Below are 17,049 nucleotides of genomic sequence, written 5' to 3'. Positions count from 1 at the left end.
AACCCATTCGCGTTCATTCGCGGCTAACACCCAGAGACATAAAATATGTTTGAAAAAATACTTATAGCTAACCGTGGCGAGATCGCGTGCAGGGTCATCAAGAGTGCCCGCAAGATGGGTATCAAGACCGTGGCAGTCTATTCCGATGCAGACCGCGAGGCGTTGCATGTGAGGATGGCTGATGAGGCGGTACATATCGGTCCATCGCCCTCATCCGAAAGTTATCTGGTGATGGAGCGCATCATCCAGGCCTGTAAAGATACCGGTGCACAGGCGGTACATCCGGGTTACGGATTTCTGTCTGAAAATTCCGTCTTCTGTGAGGCCTTGGAAGCACAAGGTATCGCCTTCATTGGACCGGCCACGCTGGCCATCAACAGCATGGGCGACAAGATCACCTCCAAAAACCTGGCCGAAAAGGCGGGTGTAAACGTCATTCCCGGTTACACCGATGTGGTGCGAGATGCAGAGCATGCGGTAGAGATCTCTAATGGGATCGGTTACCCGGTGATGCTCAAGGCCTCTGCCGGTGGTGGTGGTAAGGGCATGCGTGTGGCCTGGAACGAGGCCGAGTGTCGCGACGGCTTTGAGCGTGCGACCAACGAAGCCCGCTCCAGCTTCGGTGATGATCGGGTCTTCATTGAGAAGTTTATCGAGGAGCCCCGGCACATCGAAATTCAGGTGATGGCGGATACCCACGGCAATGTCATCTATCTAGGTGAGCGCGAGTGTTCTATTCAGCGGCGTCATCAAAAGGTTATTGAAGAGGCCCCATCGCCCTTCATCGATGAGGCTACCCGTAAGGAGATGGGTGAGCAGGCGGTAAAGCTGGCAAAGGCGGTGCAGTATCGCTCTGCTGGTACGGTTGAATTCATTGTGGATGCCAAGCGTAATTTCTACTTCCTGGAGATGAATACACGGCTCCAGGTAGAACATCCGGTTACCGAACTGGTAACGGGGCAGGATCTGGTTGAGTTGATGATCCGAGTCGCCAATGGAGAAGCGCTGCCGCTCAAGCAAGCGGATGTGAAACTGACCGGCTGGGCGATGGAGTCAAGGGTCTATGCAGAAGATCCCTTCCGCAACTTCCTCCCCTCTATTGGTCGTCTGGTGAAATATGAGCCACCAGAAGGTGAAAACGTTCGCGTGGATACCGGTGTCTATGAAGGTGGCGAAGTCTCCATGTTCTATGACCCGATGATCGCCAAACTGATCACCTATGGCGCGACACGAAATGAAGCCATTGTGCGCATGCAGGATGCACTCGACGCTTACTGTATCCAGGGCGTACGGCACAATATCAGCTTCCTCAATGCGCTGATGGTACACCCCCGTTTCATCGAGGGCCGGTTGACGACCAACTTCATCGCGGAAGAGTATCCGGATGGTTTTGATGCCTCCTGTGTTCCCCAGGATGATCCGGCCAAATCGATTGTGATTGCAGCCATGATTCATCGTCAATACATGGATCGGGCGGCACGTATGAGTGGCCAGCTGCAAGGGCATGAGCGTCGAGTTAATGACGAATGGGTCGTGGTTATCGGTGGTGAACAGCATGCCGTTACGGTAGTCGCGGCAGATGATGGTTACCAGGTGACCTATGCGGATAACAGTTATCAGGTTTCCACCGAGTGGGCGTTTGGTCAGCCCTTGCTGCACAGTACTATCAATGGAAAGAGTGCCACCTTCCAGGTGGAACGCAGTGGCCTTTGGCTCAGGCTGTTCCATCGCGGCAATCAGATTGATGCCCTGGTGCTGACACCACGTGCCGCTGAACTGCATGCCCTGATGCCGGAGAAAGAGGCGCCGGATCTCTCCAAGTTCCTGCTCTCACCTATGCCGGGCCTGTTGGTCAAGGTCTCGGTGGTAGAGGGTCAGGAGGTGAAGGCCGGTGAAGAGCTGGCGGTGGTTGAGGCGATGAAGATGGAGAACGTCCTGCGCGCCAGTCAGGATGGTGTCGTGGCCAGCGTCAAGGCCGAGGCGGGCGACAGTCTGAAGGTTGATCAGGTCATCATCGAGTTTGAGTAATTCCGGATGACGTTTGATGTTGAAACCCTTGCCCGCGATATCCTTGCGGGCAAGCGGCGAGCCCTTTCTCGTGCGATCACTCTGGTGGAATCAACCCGCGCAGATCATCGTGAGCAGGCGATCGCTCTGTTGGAGCGTTTGACACCCCATGCGGGCAATTCCATTCGTATTGGCATAACCGGTGTGCCCGGTGCGGGCAAGTCGACCTTTATTGAAGCGGCCGGACTGCACATCCTGGAGCGGGGCCACAAGCTGGCCGTACTGGCGGTTGATCCCTCCTCGGCACTGAGCGGCGGTTCCATCCTGGGTGACAAGACCCGCATGGAGGAGCTGTCGCGGCGGCGTGAGGCCTTTATTCGGCCATCCCCGGCAGGCAAGACGCTGGGTGGTGTTACGCGTCGTACCCGGGAGACCATGCTGCTGTGTGAGGCGGCTGGTTTTGATGTGGTCATCGTTGAGACGGTCGGTGTAGGCCAGTCTGAAACCGCGGTTGCGGATATGACCGATATGTTTCTGCTGTTGCTGCTGCCCGGCGGTGGTGATGACCTGCAGGGGATCAAGAGGGGCATCATGGAGCTGGCCGATCTGGTATTGGTGAACAAGGCCGATGGCGATCTGTCGGCCACCGCCAACCACTCTGCCAGTGACTATATCCATGCCCTTAGACTGCTCCATCCACGTACCCGCAACTGGCAGGTGCCGGTGAAGACCTGTTCCGCACTGGAGCAGCGGGGTATTGCCGAGGCATGGGATGTGGTCACTCGTTATCGGGAAACCCTCACTGCCAGCGGTGAACTGTTGCAGCGTCGGGCACAGCAGGCCAAGAGCTGGATGTGGACCGAAACCGCTGAGAGTCTGCTCTCTGCATTGCGCTCAGATCAGCAGGTAGCCCGTCTTATCCCGCAGCTTGAGCGGGCCGTAACGGCAGGAATTAAACCACCCACGGTGGCAGCTGCAGAGCTATTGGATGCCTTTTTACAGAATAATCGACGGCCATTGGATTAAGGGTGTGTCCGGTTGTCTGACGATTGATGAGGAATGAAAAATGATTGGTAAGTTGAATCATGTTGCCATTGTGGTAGCGGATCTTGAAGCAGGCACGGCCATCTATCGCGATACCCTGGGTGCGAAGGTTTCAGCACCGCTGGAATTGCCCGAGCATGGTGTGGTCACGGTGTTTGTGGAGTTGCCGAATACAAAAATCGAGCTGCTCTATCCTTTGGGTGAAAACTCGCCTATCGCCAAATACCTGGAAAAAAACCCAGGGGGTGGCGTGCATCACGTCTGTTATGAGGTGGACGATATCGAGGCTGCTGCCGCAAAAATGCAGGCAGCTGGCGCACGGGTGTTGGGTGACATCAAGATAGGCGCCCATAACAAACCCGTGCTGTTTCTGCACCCGAAAGATTTTTGTGGCACGCTGGTGGAGTTGGAGCAGGCCTGAGCTTGTCCGGTTGTCATCTGATTTAATGTAGTTGATACTCTTGCGTCGCCCTTTTTACTGAGTATGCACGAGATTATGACTAAGGCCTCTATTGATCAGCTGTTTGATTACAACGCCGACTGGGCTGCCCGCATCAAAGCGGAGGACCCTAATTTTTTCGACAAGCTCTCGAAGCAGCAATCTCCTGAGTATCTCTGGATCGGCTGTTCTGACAGTCGGGTGCCGGCCAATCAGATCACCGGTCTGTTACCGGGCGAAATTTTCGTCCATCGAAATGTCGCCAATATGGTTGTACACACCGATCTCAATTGTCTTTCGGTCGTGCAATACGCCGTCGATGTACTCAAAGTTAAGCATATTATCGTTTGTGGTCATTATGGTTGCGGTGGCGTAGCTGCCGCTCTACAGAATAGGCCTCTCGGTTTGATCGATAACTGGATCCGTAATATCAAGGATGTCTATTACAGTTATGAAGAGCGCTTCGCCAATTGTGTCGACCAGGAGGAGCGGGTCGATATTCTCTGTGAACTTAATGTTGTCCAGCAAGTGGCCAACCTGACTCATACCACCATTGTTCAGGATGCCTGGAGTCGCGGCCAGCCATTGTCGGTTCACGGTTGGATCTACAGTATTCGTGACGGTATCTTGCGTGACCTCGGGGTCAGTTATGAGGCGGCAGGGCAAGTGCCGGATGTCTATCGCCACCTCCCCAAGAGAACAAGATGAAACAGCGTCTGGCATTGCTTGAAGAGACCCTGCACAGGGAGGTGCCACTCACTCGCACCATGGGAGTTAGGGTTGAAGAGCACGACGGGCGCGAGTTGGTTTTTCTGGCTGACTTTGAACCCAATATCAACATTCATGGTACGGCCTTTGGCGGCAGTCTCTACAGCATCTGTGCAGTGGTCTGCTGGGGCATGCTACATTTGAAATATGAGGATGCAGGTCTGCAGGCCCACAGTGTCCTGGGTGACGCCAAGATCAGCTATCGTCTGCCGGTTCGGGGTGAAATTATGGCCCGGTGCCGCCTTCCTGAAGATGGCAGTTTCGAGACTTTTATTGAGCATCTCAGGGCGGGTAAGCGCAGTCGAATCGAACTGACAGCTGAGATCCTGGTGAATAAGGGTGTGGCGGTGAAATTTGTAGGAAGCTACTCGGCCACACTCTGAGGCAGTTGATTCACCCCCTCCTTTCTTTAATGTCAACCTAAGGCATTCCATTCGTTTACTCATTTCTCTCCGCCTTTTCCGACTATAGTCTCTTACAACGTAACACTGGCATGCTCTGGTCTACAGAGATCCGGTAACTGATTGTAGTTAAGGAATAAACTACGCTGCCGATAGCTTTAGGAGGAAGGCTACCATTGGCTGTTTGTTCACTATGGGTGAGCAGAGGGATTGATCGATGAGTGATGAAAGTTACACAGATTGGGAGTTGGCTGCCAGGGAGAGTGGTCTGCACTTGGTTTTAGTCCTGCTGCTGCAGATTCAGTTGGCCAATCGCTCATTGCGCGACTGTCTCAAGGACGCACTGGTGATTACCCTGACATCCCCTTTTTCTGCCTTGCTCCCCTCAGGGGCGATCTTTCTAGCCAATCAACAGACCCAGGAGCTGGAGTTACTGGTAGAGCGGAATCTAGATGAGCCACTTAAAGCCCTGTGTCATCGTGTGCCTTATGGCCACTGTCTCTGTGGTCGTGCGGTCGTCGAGGGGGAGATCATCCATGCCGCCCATATTGATGATCGCCATGAGACGGTGTTTGATGGGATTAAACCCCACGGACACTACAATGTGCCGCTGATGTCAGGTAAGCAGGTTCTGGGTGTCATGGTCCTCTATCTGCCTGACGGTCATCAGCGAGATGAGCGTGAAGTGCGTTTTCTAGAGGCGGCTGCGTTGGTGATGGCGGGCATCATAGAGCGAAAGCGTTTTGAAGAGCAGCAGGAGACTCATTATCAGAGCCTGATTGAAAACCTTCCGCAACGTCTTTTCTATAAAGATGCTGAGTCCCGTTATGTTTCCTGTAACCGCCTCTATGCCAAGGATCTGGGTATCCAGACTGGCGACATATCGGGTCGCGTTGACACGGATTTCTATCCACAGGAGGAGGCAGAGCGGTTTGTTCGGGAAGATCAGCATGTGATGCAGACGGGGCAGATACTGGAACAGGATACGACGCGCATCATTCAGGGTGTAGAGTCGTCCTATCACCGCCTGAAGGCACCGCTGCGGGATTCGGCTGGCGCGGTGATTGGTGTGTTTGGCATGTACTGGGATAACTCACAGGAGAAGCGCTCCCAGGCTGCCTTGAAGGAGAGTGAAGAAAAATTCTCGGCGATGGCCAACTCAGCCCAAGACGCCATCGTGATGGTCAATCAGCATGAAGAGGTTGTCTTCTGGAATATGGCCTCCGAATCAATGTTTGGTTTCCAGGTTGAAGATATTGTTGGGCAGCGACTGGATGACTGGATCGAACCGGGTGCCAGTCGTGATGAGTTTGCCCGTTTAGTTGCTCAACTCACCACCTCTGGCAGAGACCGTTCCGCGGGCAAGACCATTGAACTGACAGCCCTTAGAAAGGGACGAGAGCCCTTTCCCATTGAGCTTTCCATCTCTGCCCTGCAGCTCAAGGGCCAGTGGCATGTGATTGGTATTATGCGCGACATCTCTGAGCGCAAGCAGGCTGAGCAGGAGCAGAAGCTGATGGAGGTACAGTTGCGACAAGCCCAAAAGTTGGAATCGATCGGGCAGCTCGCCGCTGGTATCTCCCATGAGATCAACACCCCCACCCAGTTTGTTGGTGACAATACGCAGTTTTTCAAGGAGGCGGTGGGAGACCTGGAATCACTGATTGATGTCTACCAGCAATTGATCCATGGGGTTGAGTCTGGCGCAGATTTGACGCCCATAATTGCGCAGGTGAAGGATAAAGAGGAGGAGATTGATCTGGCGTTTCTCCGTGAGGAGTTGCCACGGGCCGTGGATCAGTCACTTGAAGGCGTAGAGCGTATTGCGAAGATCGTCAGTGCCATGAAAGAGTTTTCCCATCCAGGTGCGGTCGATAAGGTGGAGATGGATATCAACCGGGCCTTGCAGACCACCCTGGAGGTGTCGAGAAATGAGTGGAAGTATGTGGCCGAGATTAAACTCGATCTGGCCGATGATTTACCCAAGGTCCTCTGTGTCCCGGATCAGATCAACCAGGTATTCCTCAACCTTATTGTCAATGCGGCCCATGCGATTGGCGATGCCTTGAAAAAGAGTGACGCTCAAATGGGTGTGATTGGCATCTCGACACGTCGTCAGGAAGATTTCATTGAGGTGCGTGTCTCCGATAGCGGTACCGGCGTTCCAGAGGAGATCAAAGGGCGAATTTTTGATCCGTTCTTTACGACCAAGGTGGTTGGCAAGGGCACGGGTCAGGGGCTATGCATTGCCTATACAACAGTCGTTGAACGACATGGCGGTAATCTGCAGGTAGAGGATAACCCCGAGGGTGGCGCTGTTTTTGTGGTGACTCTGCCCCTGGAACAGAATACGACTGACGCGTCTATTGGTAGCGCCGTGCTCAGCGTCGAGCAGGATGGATGACGACTATGGTGCAATCCGTTGCCCTGCATGATGAGAGGAACTGGTTTCAGCTTCACGATGAACTGAATCATCTGCCTGACGCACAACAGCGCTTGGTGCAGGGGCGGATTGCCCGCGATATGGGGCAGCGTTCCGGTGTGGCCCCTCTGGGTTATCCTGCCGTGGCGATCCTTCTGATCATGGTCAGTGCCGATATCCGTGAGCATATGGACTGGCTCTGGCTTCCCTCGCTGGGACTGATTTTTGCGGGGTTTGGAGAATTTTTGATGGGCAGGCGTTTGGCGGTGTCAGAAGATGCTGCCATTGACCACCCCAAACGACGGTACCAGATATTCAGCCTCATCAATGCGCTGAGTTGGGGGATGTATGTTGGACTGATTATTCTGACCCATGAGGGTGATCCTCTCTCAATGCTGGTGTTTCTCTGCACAGTGGCCGCGACCAGCATTGCCGTCGGCACGCAAACGCAAGAGAAGAGTCACTGGCTGTTTTACCTAGCGCTCATGTGGACCCCGATTGCGGCGAGTACGGCGTTCGTCGCGGGTATCCATAAAGAGCCCGAGGTGCTGCTGTTTTCTATACTGGCAGTGAGCTTTCCGGTACTGGTCGGGACGCAGGGCCTGCGTTTGGTGGCGGAGTATCTGGAGGCACAGCTTGATCGTTCAGCACTGGAGTGTCGAACCCAGGACCTGGAAGAGGCACTGATCAAGCAGCAGTTGGCAGAGAAGGCTCGCAACGCCATGGAGGTGCAGCTGCGTCAAGCACAAAAGCTGGAGTCAATAGGACAGCTGGCGGCCGGCATTGCCCACGAGATCAATACACCGGTTCAGTTTGTGGGTGACAATAATCGTTTTCTGCAGGAGGCATTTCAGGATATTGAGACGCTCCGCAAGGCAGAGCGAGGTCTGTTTGAGGGCGCCGTTGATGGTAGGGTGAGTGTTCAGCAGGTGCGTGAACTCGAAGAGGAGATTGACTTGGAGTATCTGCTGGAGGAGATACCCAAGTCGCTCAGTCAATCCCAGGAAGGGCTTTCACGCATTGCCAATATTGTCTCAGCCATGAAAGAGTTTTCTCATCCCGGCGGGCGTGAAAAAGAGCTGGTTGATATTAATCGCGCACTAGAAACCACGCTGGAAGTCTCGCGCAATGAGTGGAAGTACGTTGCTGAAATAGAGTGCCAGTTAGAAGCGTCGCTGCCAATGGTGCCGGGCTATGCCCAGGAGTTGAATCAGGTCTTCCTGAACATGATTGTCAATGCGGCTCATGCTATAAAGGAGCGATGTGAATCAGAAGAAGGTGCCAGGGGATTGATCAAGATTAGCACGCAGACTCAACCGCGTTTTGTAGTCGTGTCTATCGAGGATAATGGAACAGGGATTCCTCAAGAGCTGGTATCCAAGATTTTTGACCCCTTCTTTACGACCAAGGTGGTAGGCAAAGGGAGTGGCCAGGGTCTGGCGATTGCCTATTCGGTTATAGTAGACAAGCATGCAGGGAAGATTGCGGTGGATAGTCGGCCGTGTGAGGGGACGTTGTTCACCCTTCAGTTACCGTTAGCGAATAACAGTAAGGACGTGTGAGATGAAAAGCAGGATTCTCTTTGTTGATGATGAGCAGTCCCTGTTGGATGGGCTGAAACGCTCCCTGAGAAGTCAACGCAATGAATGGGATATGCATTTTGCGCCATCGGGTGAAGAGGCGCTGAAGCTGACACAAGGAGACCGTTTTGATGTGGTAGTTTCGGATATGCGCATGCCGGGAATGAGTGGCGCGGAGTTACTTGAGCAGTTGTCAGCGCTCCATCCAGAGATGGTCCGCATCATTCTGTCGGGTCATTCCGATGAGGCGATGATCCTCAAGGCGATACCCTATGCACACCAATTCCTCTCCAAACCCTGCGATGCGGATGTCATCAAGCAGGTGATAAATCGTTCACTGCGGCTCAAATCACTGGTGGGCGATGTGCGCCTGCAGACGCTGGTCTCACAGATTAAGGCCCTGCCTACCCTGCCGAGCCTCTATGTTGAGTTGACAGAATTGCTAAAGTCAGACCAGGTGACCGTTCAGAAGATCGGCGAGGTGATCAGCAGGGACCCGGCTATGGTCACCAAGATTCTTCAGATGGTGAACTCGGCCTTCTTTGGTGTGGGACGACATATCTCCAATCCTGTCCAGGCTGCCACCATGCTGGGTACGGAAACACTGCGCAGCCTGGTGCTTTCTGCCGGCATCTTCCTGCAGTTTGATGACAAAAAATTGAATATTGGCAACTTTTCCTTGGAGGCACTGCATAAACACAGTCTGTATGTTTCACTGCTGGCCAAGGGCATTGCTGAGTCAATGGGGGCGGATAAGCAGACGCTGGAAGACTGCCTGTTGGCCGGTCTGCTGCATGATATCGGCAAATTGATACTGGCGCAGGGCATGCCGGAAGAGTACAAGCAGTTTTATCAAGAGGTTCAAGATTGCAAGGCAGAGATGGTGGCCATTGAGCGGAAGATATTTCATGCCGATCATGGGCGAGTGGGTGCCTACCTGCTGGGACTGTGGGCCCTGCCTGAGAGCCTGGTAGAGGCGGTGGCCTATCACCATGATCCCCAGTCTGCAGAGCATGTCGGTTTTTCTCCACTCTTGGCGGTGCATGTGGCAGACGTATTGGCGTCCAGTAAATCTACCGACGCGGCGGTGCAACCTGCCGGTCTTGATATGGCCTATCTGGAGGCCTCCGGCGTCAGCAATCGGCTGGATGAATGGAGGGCGTTGCATGTGAAGCTAATGGAGGGAGTGGAATAATGGCGGCCCGGGTACTGTTTGTTGATGATGAAGAGAACATCCTCAACGGCATCAAACGTCAGCTTAGAAAGCAGTATGTCGTTGAAACAGCCGTGGGTGGCCCCCAAGGCCTGGAGCTGATTAAAAAAAGTGAAGAGTTTGCTGTGATTGTCTCCGACATGCGCATGCCGGAGATGGATGGTGTTCAGTTTCTCAAAGAGGTCAAGACACTCTCCCCTAACAGCGTACGCCTGATGCTTACCGGTAATGCGGACCAACAGACAGCAATAGACGCGGTCAATCAGGGCTCAGTCTTCCGTTTTATGACCAAGCCTTGCCCGGTAGATTTTCTGATTGATACAGTCAATGCAGCGCTTGAGCAGTATCGACTGATCAAGTCTGAGCAGGAGTTGCTGGAAGGAACAGTCAATGGCTCGATAAAACTGTTAACCGATATCCTTTCTATGGTGGCACCAGAGGTCTTTGGACAACTGACCACGCTGCGTGAAACTGCACGTGAAATCGCACGGGCTATGCGCTTGATGTCAACCTGGGATATCGAGATGGCAGCGATGCTCTCCAAGATCGCCTTTGTGACACTCCCGCCTCAAACCCTGGCGAGAGTTCGCTCTCATAAAGATCTGGAGCCGGCTGAGCTGATGGTGATCGAGCGTCTGCCGGAGACCAGCAGCAAGTTGTTGGCAAACATTCCCCGGTTGGAGCAGGTTGCGCGCATTGTCCACTATCAGGGTAAAAACTTTGATGGCAGTGGTTTCCCTAAAGATACTGTTGTGGGTGAAGATATTCCGCTGGAAAGTCGCATCCTGAAGGTGTTGCATGATCTTGCCGCACAGGAAGAGCGGGGTGTCTCAACCTCTGCTGCGCTGAAACAGATGGGAGGTCGCCCCGGCCGTTATGATCCCGAGGTCCTGAAGACGGTGGGCTGGTTTTTGATGGCAATGGAAGAGGAGGAGAAACTACTCCCACCGATCCATGTCAGGGTCGTCGACCTGAAGGCTGGCGCAGTGCTTATAAATCCTATAGAGACGGCCGAAGGCCATGCACTGATCACGGCCGGACAGAAGCTAACCGCAGCGATGATCGAACGACTAATCAATTACCATCATGTACATATGATCAAAGAACCGATAAAGATTTCAATGCCAGCCAGTTAAAATCCAGTGTTTTTACTCGAAAACCAAGCCCTCTTTTTCATAGAGGGGGCGTGGTTTGCTCATCAAAAACCCTTGGGCATAATTGGCACCAATTTCATTCAGTTGGTTATAGATATCCTCGTTCTCCACAAACTCTGCGATGGTCTGCTTGCCCATGATCTGGCCCATGTCGTTGATGGATTTAACCATGGTCCAGTCGATGATGTTGCGGTCGATCTGCCTTACAAACATGCCATCAATCTTAAGGAAGTCGACCGGTAAGGTCCGCAGATAGGCAAAAGAGGAGAGGCCTGTGCCGAAATCATCCAGCGAGAAACGAATGCCAATGGCCTTCAGTTGCTGCATGAAAAAGATTGCCGCATCCAGATGGGCAATGGCTGCGGTTTCGGTCACTTCAAAGCAGATTTTTGTTGGCGGAACGTTCGATTGGGCCAGGGTGTGCTTGATGAAGTCCAGCATCTCCTCGTCACCTATCGAGAGGCCTGAGAGGTTGATAGAGCAGGTAGAGAGCTCCTCAAGCTGATCGGGGTGATCATCGAGCCAGCCAATCATGTTACGAATTACCCATCGGTCAATTTGTGGTGAGAGGTGATAGTGCTCCGCTGCAGGGAGAAACTCTCCGGGTGGAATAATCTGCCCCTCATCACCCTCCATGCGAATAAGGATTTCGTAGTGATCTCCCTCCATCTCAATTGGATTGATCGGCACAATGGTTTGGTAATAAAGCAAGAAGCGATTTTCTGAGAATGCCCGATTGATCCGGTTAATCCATTGAATCTCACTGAGGCGCTGAGTCAGTGTGGCATCTTGGGCGCTACCGATATGGATGCGATTGCGGCCTTGGTCTTTGGCGACATTACAGGCCGTTTCTGCCGCGCTGAAGAGGGTTGCATTACTCTCGCTTTGACTATCGATAGGGAGCAGACCGATGCTGACGCTGAGATCATAGCTGGCCTCTTCCCAGTGAAAGGTGAACTGTTTGAGTTCCTCGTGAAGCTTTTGAATAATCTTCTGCCCATCTTCCAAGGAGCAATCACCCAGGATAAGACCAAACTGGTCGCTACCCAGCCGGGCGGTCATATCGCCGCTACGGCGATGATGTGATAACAGCCCTGCGAGCTGACGCAAAAGCTCATCGCCCGCCGTGTAGCCGCAAGCGTCATTAATGCGATGAAAGTGATCGATATCGAGATAGCAGAAGACGTGTGTCCGTCCTTCCTGCCGGGCCGTTTCCACGGCAGCCGTGAGACGTTTATCAAATGCCAGGCGATTGGCAAGGCCGGTCAGGATGTCATGGCGTGACTGGTGGGACAGTTTGGCGCTGAGGTGTTCCACCGCAATGGCCTGATGCTCTGATAGTGCCTGCTTCTGTTGTTCGGCACGGTACAGTGTTAAGGCTTCTTCGAGTGTGGTTTTGAGATCGGCCGCAGAGCAGGGTTTAGTCAGAAATTTATAGACACGGCCCTGGTTGACTGCATCCATGGCGGTCTGCTGATCTGAATTACCGGTAAGCATGATACGAATGGTATCCGGATACTCAGTGGCCAGACGATTCAGTAACTCAACCCCGTCCATCTGTGGCATTCGCATATCTGAGACCACGATGGCATAGGACTCGTCATCAAGCTGACTGAACATCTCCAGGGCTTCTGCCCCGCTGGTGGCCGTGTCCAGATTAAACTGCTTGCCTAATCCACGCTTGTAACCGGAGAGGATAAACGGCTCGTCATCGACTAGGAGGATGCGTTCAGACACAGATAGTCTCTTCCCTATAAAGTTGTGGCAGCATAGACATGCCTTTACCTACTAACGGCCGCAAGGCGAAAAGATTTAATACATTTTTTTTGGTTATCTGTATTCATCTATTACACCGTGTAATCAATCAGGTATTTTATCTGTGAAGTATAGTTGGGAATGGCCGCAGTGCTTGGGCTGGCGGCGCTGGTCGGCGCAGTTTATCCGATAGTCGGCAGGTTTGCTGAGGCTATTCCGGCTATCTGATCAGCCGGAATAGCCATTCCACGGCTAATCGGCAGTGATGCCTGCCGCGGCCCTGATGGTTTCCAGGTTGATGGCTGGCAAGTAGTCGGGCTTGGGTTTGCTGCGGCGAGTATACTTTTTGATGATGCCTTCAAGGTTGGGGCGTTTTTCGGAGGGGCCTTCCCCTGTGCCGATACCGCCACCAAATTCAACAAAGAGCGTGATGCCGTCATCCAGTGCCGATTGTAGGCAACCGACCCAGTTTACCGGGTGGAACAGTTGGAAGAAGAGTCTGGATTTAATGCTCTCTGCATTATCCTCATGAAAACCCCCCGTGTAGTTGGAGAGTACCTTGAGCTCAGCGGGTGCAAATGTGGCCTCTGCCAGTGATTCCCTGAAACGGCGAGCGGCTTCGACCATGTAGTAGGTATGGAAAGCGCCCTCAGTTTTCAGGCGCACAGCCCTTTTGGTGGGCATCAGCTGTTCCATCTCCGCTGCCAGCGCATCCAGATCTGCTCCAGCGCCCCCTACTACCGTCTGATCAGGAAGATTAAGGCCGGCGATGCCACAGAAGTGTTTGTCTGCCAGTGGCCGAGCCGTTTCCAGGTCAACGGTCAGGGCAGCCATCTCACCTTCACCATAGGTACCCATCAGTTCGCCGCGCTTGGCGACCAGGCGAAGGGCATCTTCAAAACTCAGGGCATTGGCTGCTACCAGGGCGCTGTATTCACCCAGGCTGTGGCCCGCGGCGGCGGCAGGGATCAAGGGGTCGGCGGCCAGTTCTCGGTAGACGGTAAGACAGGCGATGTGGTGTGTGAGTAGTACAGGCTGGGTAAAGCGGGTCAGATTGATCTGGTCGTCTGGATTTTCAGAGGAGAGTTTGGCCATATCATAGCCAAGAACATCGCTGGCCTGCTCATAGACCTGTCGGGCGGAGGCGAATTCGGCACAGAGATCACTGCCGATGCCAGTGTACTGTGAGCCTTGGCCGGGGAATACAAAGATGACGCGTTGTTCGTTGTCTGACATGGTGCTTCTCTTTCCAGGTAATAATGCGAGCTGGAAGGATAGACATTTATATAAATCAGGACAAGCTTTGCCCTTGTTCCTGACCGGGGTTACGGTAGGATAGAGTCTTCCTTTTGTGGGCGCTTGTTGATGCCCGTTTTGATTTGGATAGCTTTTCGGATGACCCAGTAATGAGCCAATCTTATACCCCGCTTCGCTCTGTTCTCTATGCCCCCGGTGTCAATGCCCGCGCACTGGAGAAGGCCTGCTCATTGCCCATCGACTGCCTGATACTGGATCTGGAAGATGCCGTGGCGCCCGAGGCAAAAAGCGAAGCGCGGGATACCGTGGTTAAGGCCCTGACTACAGGGGACTGTGGTTATCGGAAACGGGTGGTCCGGGTCAATGGATTAGAGACGCAATGGGGTGCAGGCGATATTGCGGCTGTTGCACGATCGGGTGTGGATGCTGTGTTGTTGCCCAAGGTGGAGAGCGCCGAGGCTGTACTCGAAGCACTCGAGGCGCTGGATGCCGCTGGCGCACCGGCCGAATTGCCGCTCTGGGTTATGGCGGAAACACCGAGAGGGATCTTGTCGATTGACCAGATTGCCGGGGCTCATCCGCGTCTGGAGGTGATCGTCATGGGTACTTCGGATCTTGCCAAAGAGATGCGAGTGCTGCATACGCCGGGACGTGAGGGGCTTTTGACCTCATTGGGGCTCTGCGTGCTGGCTGCCAGGGCACATGGCCTGGAGATATTGGATGGGGTTCATCTCGATCTGCAGGATGACAATGGTTTTCAGGTGGCCTGTGAGCAGGGTCGAAACATGGGGTTTGATGGTAAAACCCTGATCCATCCCCGGCAGATAGAGATGGCCAATCGGCTGTTTGGGGTTTCGGATGAATCGTTAATGCAGGCACAGAAGATAGTCACTGCCTGGCAGCAGTCCAGTGCGGAAGGCAAAGGGGTCTGCGTCGTGGATGGGCGTCTGGTTGAGAACCTGCATGTCGAAGAAGCGAAGCGGGTGATCGCCATGCAGAGTGCGATTAATGGCCGAGATTGATCCGCGCCGCTATGAGCAGCGCCTGATTGATCGCAGGGCTGAGTTGATCAGTGTGGCGGAAACAGCCGATGAGGCGGCCAATACAGTGGAGTTGGACCAAACTCGTGTCGGGCGTTTGTCCAGAATGGATGCCCTGCAGCAGCAGGCGATGTCCCAGGAGAGTCAACGCCGCCGCACTGAGGAGTTATCCCGTATTGCCCAGGCGTTGAGCCGCATCAAGGCGGACGAGTATGGATTTTGTGTAGAGTGTGGTGAAGCCATTGCAGAGAATCGTCTGGCAGTCGATCCGGCACAGCCTCTTTGCATTGGTTGTGCCAGTGCACTTGAGAAAGGTCCGGGTTAATAAACAATCTAACATCCCAACGGGATGAGGAGTCAGCGCAGATGAGTGCAACGGTTATGGTATTGCCCAGCAAGGAACCAGAAAAGATCCGGCTGGTGAGTATTCCCGAGGACATGGAATCACATGAGGCGTTTCGGCATGCCACAGGCGTTATTGCCGCGGCTGAAGAGGCCAATCCGGACTTTACCTGGGAAGATATAGAAGACGCGCTAGAGGCCAGCGGATTCCGCAGTCTTGGGTTTTTGTTAGGCCCAGCACTCGACTGATCAGGTTTTTGGTTGTAGGCGTTCCAGCTTCTGCTGGATCAGGCTGATATGCAGTCGCAGGTCATACAACTCTTCTGCATAGGAGAGCGGTATCTCGATATGGGATACCTCGTATTCGATCCGCTCTAAGGCAGTCCGCGCCTGACCCAGATCGGTATCTTCAAGAAATAGTAGGTGATCAATTTCCAGCACCTCTTTATACCAACGGTAGATGCGTGAGCGCATGCGCCAGCGATAGATTGGCGGCATGATCTTGAAAAGCGGGATCATCAAGGCGAGAAACGGCAATAGCATCACCTTCAGGCGATCAACCAGCGTAGCCGCCCAGAATGGCAGGTATCGTTGCAGGAACGGCGGCCCGTATTTATAGAACCGCTCAGCCTCGCTGCTCAATGGGTAGACCAGGTAATCAGGTGCCGGAAATTGTCCATTCTCCTCAAACCAGCCACCCCCTTCGTGTACCTTTTGTGCGGCCTGTAGCAGCAGATCTTTCAAGGCTGGGTGGAGCGCTTCTCGAACCACGAGATTGGCGCTGGCAGCAAGCAAAATGGTCTTTTGCCCGGGCAGATTACGCCGCATGTTGATGACGCCTTCGGGGAGAATTACCGATGACAGATATCGATGGGTTCTTGTGTAGGCATCGGCACGTTCAAAACTCATCAGTTGAATTTGATCAGAATCCAGTAGGGCGCGAACCACGGGTGACATTGGGGATGCAACAAAAAAGGCACTCTCTATATCGCCGTTAAGTAGGGCGTCGGCGGCGGCCCTGCCACTCAGCGTCAACAATGGGGTGTTGCTTGGGTTGATGTCATTATCGGCCAATAGCTGCAGTGCTAGGGCGCGGGTGCCACTTCCCTCTGCACCGATAGCGATCCGTTTATTGAACAGGTCTGTCAGGCGCGCTACCGGTAGTTCTTTTCGATGGAAAACCCAGATGGGCTCAAAGTAGAGACTTCCGAGAGATCTTAGGTCAGCCTCTGTGCTGTCTGTGGAAGTGGTTCCGCCCTGAATCAGGGCGGCCTCTACCTCGCCGCTTTTCAGTCGCTCAATGTTCTCGATGGAACCCGCCGTATTGATGATATCCAGATGGATATTTTCCTGTTGCAGGCGTTGTTGATATTGCTGGGCAAACAGGTAATAGGCCCCCTCCTTCTGGCCTGAGGCGATGCGGATTTGATCCGGTGGGGCGGGTTGAACAAACTGGTAAGTAAGAATGAAGCCGATCAGCACCAACAGGATGGCGGGGCCAAAAATGCTGAAATGCTCTTTTTTGTTGTTAGGTTGGCGTTCTTTGCTCAAGGCAGTATCCTGACTCACTCGGGTTAAATTCTACTATAACCCAGATTTCTGGCGTTGTAGTCGTCAACGGGTGTCG

15 protein-coding genes are annotated in these 17,049 nt (G+C 53.5%); 12 read left to right on the top strand and 3 right to left on the bottom strand.

Features of this window, described 5'->3' with window-relative positions:
• The first annotated feature begins 45 nt into the window (after positions 1 to 45).
• The 9 genes from FHP88_RS04705 to FHP88_RS04665 all read left to right on the top strand — a co-directional run bounded on the left by FHP88_RS04705 (position 46) and on the right by FHP88_RS04665 (position 11,010).
• Positions 46 to 2,028, top strand: a complete 1,983-nt coding sequence (locus FHP88_RS04705) for an acetyl-CoA carboxylase biotin carboxylase subunit (protein ID WP_144357858.1) — start codon at positions 46 to 48, stop codon at positions 2,026 to 2,028.
• Between the two features lie 6 nt (positions 2,029 to 2,034).
• Positions 2,035 to 3,033 carry a methylmalonyl Co-A mutase-associated GTPase MeaB gene (gene meaB, locus FHP88_RS04700; protein ID WP_144357857.1) on the top strand — a complete coding sequence of 333 codons (999 nt, stop codon included), beginning with the start codon at positions 2,035 to 2,037 and terminating at the stop codon, positions 3,031 to 3,033.
• Positions 3,034 to 3,073: 40 nt separating this feature from the next.
• The gene (mce, locus tag FHP88_RS04695) at positions 3,074 to 3,472 is read left to right on the top strand and encodes a methylmalonyl-CoA epimerase (protein WP_144357856.1); all 399 of its coding nucleotides are present in this window, start codon (positions 3,074 to 3,076) and stop codon (positions 3,470 to 3,472) included.
• Positions 3,473 to 3,547: 75 nt separating this feature from the next.
• Complete coding sequence (gene can / locus FHP88_RS04690; protein ID WP_144357855.1) at positions 3,548 to 4,198, top strand: carbonate dehydratase; 651 nt, start codon at positions 3,548 to 3,550, stop codon at positions 4,196 to 4,198.
• Positions 4,195 to 4,641: a YiiD C-terminal domain-containing protein gene (locus tag FHP88_RS04685; protein ID WP_144357854.1), complete on the top strand. Its 447-nt coding sequence runs from the start codon at positions 4,195 to 4,197 to the stop codon at positions 4,639 to 4,641. The genes can and FHP88_RS04685 overlap by 4 nt, the downstream gene beginning before the upstream one ends.
• A 235-nt stretch (positions 4,642 to 4,876) precedes the next feature.
• Positions 4,877 to 7,063: a PAS domain-containing protein gene (locus FHP88_RS04680; protein ID WP_144357853.1), complete on the top strand. Its 2,187-nt coding sequence runs from the start codon at positions 4,877 to 4,879 to the stop codon at positions 7,061 to 7,063.
• A complete protein-coding gene (locus FHP88_RS04675; protein WP_144357852.1) occupies positions 7,060 to 8,643 on the top strand; it encodes a sensor histidine kinase in 1,584 nt (527 codons plus the stop codon). The genes FHP88_RS04680 and FHP88_RS04675 overlap by 4 nt, the downstream gene beginning before the upstream one ends.
• Before the next feature lies 1 nt (position 8,644).
• Positions 8,645 to 9,856, top strand: coding sequence for a response regulator (locus tag FHP88_RS04670; RefSeq protein WP_144357851.1), 1,212 nt, complete (start codon positions 8,645 to 8,647; stop codon positions 9,854 to 9,856).
• Complete coding sequence (locus FHP88_RS04665) at positions 9,856 to 11,010, top strand: HD domain-containing phosphohydrolase (protein ID WP_186297609.1); 1,155 nt, start codon at positions 9,856 to 9,858, stop codon at positions 11,008 to 11,010. Before FHP88_RS04670 ends, FHP88_RS04665 begins: the two co-directional genes overlap by 1 nt.
• A gap of 12 nt (positions 11,011 to 11,022) precedes the next feature.
• Here the strand turns inward: FHP88_RS04665 and FHP88_RS04660 are convergent, their stop codons facing one another.
• Complete coding sequence (locus FHP88_RS04660) at positions 11,023 to 12,765, bottom strand: EAL domain-containing protein (protein WP_260843160.1); 1,743 nt, start codon at positions 12,763 to 12,765, stop codon at positions 11,023 to 11,025.
• A gap of 270 nt (positions 12,766 to 13,035) precedes the next feature.
• The gene (locus tag FHP88_RS04655; RefSeq protein WP_144357849.1) at positions 13,036 to 14,019 is read right to left on the bottom strand and encodes an ACP S-malonyltransferase; all 984 of its coding nucleotides are present in this window, start codon (positions 14,017 to 14,019) and stop codon (positions 13,036 to 13,038) included.
• A gap of 170 nt (positions 14,020 to 14,189) precedes the next feature.
• Between FHP88_RS04655 and FHP88_RS04650 the strand changes: the two genes are divergently transcribed.
• Genes FHP88_RS04650 through FHP88_RS04640 form a run of 3 tightly spaced genes read left to right on the top strand, consistent with a single transcriptional unit; the run spans position 14,190 to position 15,671 of the window.
• Complete coding sequence (locus FHP88_RS04650) at positions 14,190 to 15,062, top strand: HpcH/HpaI aldolase/citrate lyase family protein (RefSeq protein ID WP_144357848.1); 873 nt, start codon at positions 14,190 to 14,192, stop codon at positions 15,060 to 15,062.
• Entirely contained in the window at positions 15,049 to 15,405 is a 357-nt protein-coding gene (locus FHP88_RS04645) for a TraR/DksA family transcriptional regulator (RefSeq protein ID WP_144357847.1), read from the top strand. Before FHP88_RS04650 ends, FHP88_RS04645 begins: the two co-directional genes overlap by 14 nt.
• Before the next feature lie 41 nt (positions 15,406 to 15,446).
• Positions 15,447 to 15,671 (top strand): hypothetical protein, encoded by a 225-nt coding sequence (locus FHP88_RS04640; protein ID WP_144357846.1) that lies wholly within the window; start codon positions 15,447 to 15,449, stop codon positions 15,669 to 15,671.
• Here FHP88_RS04640 and FHP88_RS04635 read toward each other — a convergent pair whose 3' ends face one another.
• Positions 15,672 to 16,973 (bottom strand): TAXI family TRAP transporter solute-binding subunit, encoded by a 1,302-nt coding sequence (locus FHP88_RS04635; RefSeq protein ID WP_186297608.1) that lies wholly within the window; start codon positions 16,971 to 16,973, stop codon positions 15,672 to 15,674.
• Positions 16,974 to 17,049 lie beyond the last annotated feature (76 nt).

Origin of the sequence: Sedimenticola selenatireducens (assembly GCF_007625115.1) — a bacterium.
GTDB classification, from domain to species: Bacteria; Pseudomonadota; Gammaproteobacteria; order Chromatiales; family Chromatiaceae; genus Sedimenticola; species Sedimenticola selenatireducens_A.
This window is presented reverse-complemented; position numbering and strand designations above follow the sequence as displayed.

Bases quoted from the DNA above. Each gene is read 5' to 3' on its own strand.
- FHP88_RS04705 (WP_144357858.1), top strand. From the start codon at position 46: ATGTTTGAAAAAATACTTATAGCTAACCGTGGCGAGATCGCGTGCAGG.
- meaB (WP_144357857.1), top strand. From the start codon at position 2,035: ATGACGTTTGATGTTGAAACCCTTGCCCGCGATATCCTTGCGGGCAAG.
- mce (WP_144357856.1), top strand. From the start codon at position 3,074: ATGATTGGTAAGTTGAATCATGTTGCCATTGTGGTAGCGGATCTTGAA.
- can (WP_144357855.1), top strand. From the start codon at position 3,548: ATGACTAAGGCCTCTATTGATCAGCTGTTTGATTACAACGCCGACTGG.
- FHP88_RS04685 (WP_144357854.1), top strand. From the start codon at position 4,195: ATGAAACAGCGTCTGGCATTGCTTGAAGAGACCCTGCACAGGGAGGTG.
- FHP88_RS04680 (WP_144357853.1), top strand. From the start codon at position 4,877: ATGAGTGATGAAAGTTACACAGATTGGGAGTTGGCTGCCAGGGAGAGT.
- FHP88_RS04675 (WP_144357852.1), top strand. From the start codon at position 7,060: ATGACGACTATGGTGCAATCCGTTGCCCTGCATGATGAGAGGAACTGG.
- FHP88_RS04670 (WP_144357851.1), top strand. From the start codon at position 8,645: ATGAAAAGCAGGATTCTCTTTGTTGATGATGAGCAGTCCCTGTTGGAT.
- FHP88_RS04665 (WP_186297609.1), top strand. From the start codon at position 9,856: ATGGCGGCCCGGGTACTGTTTGTTGATGATGAAGAGAACATCCTCAAC.
- FHP88_RS04655 (WP_144357849.1), bottom strand. From the start codon at position 14,019: ATGTCAGACAACGAACAACGCGTCATCTTTGTATTCCCCGGCCAAGGC.
- FHP88_RS04650 (WP_144357848.1), top strand. From the start codon at position 14,190: ATGAGCCAATCTTATACCCCGCTTCGCTCTGTTCTCTATGCCCCCGGT.
- FHP88_RS04645 (WP_144357847.1), top strand. From the start codon at position 15,049: ATGGCCGAGATTGATCCGCGCCGCTATGAGCAGCGCCTGATTGATCGC.
- FHP88_RS04640 (WP_144357846.1), top strand. From the start codon at position 15,447: ATGAGTGCAACGGTTATGGTATTGCCCAGCAAGGAACCAGAAAAGATC.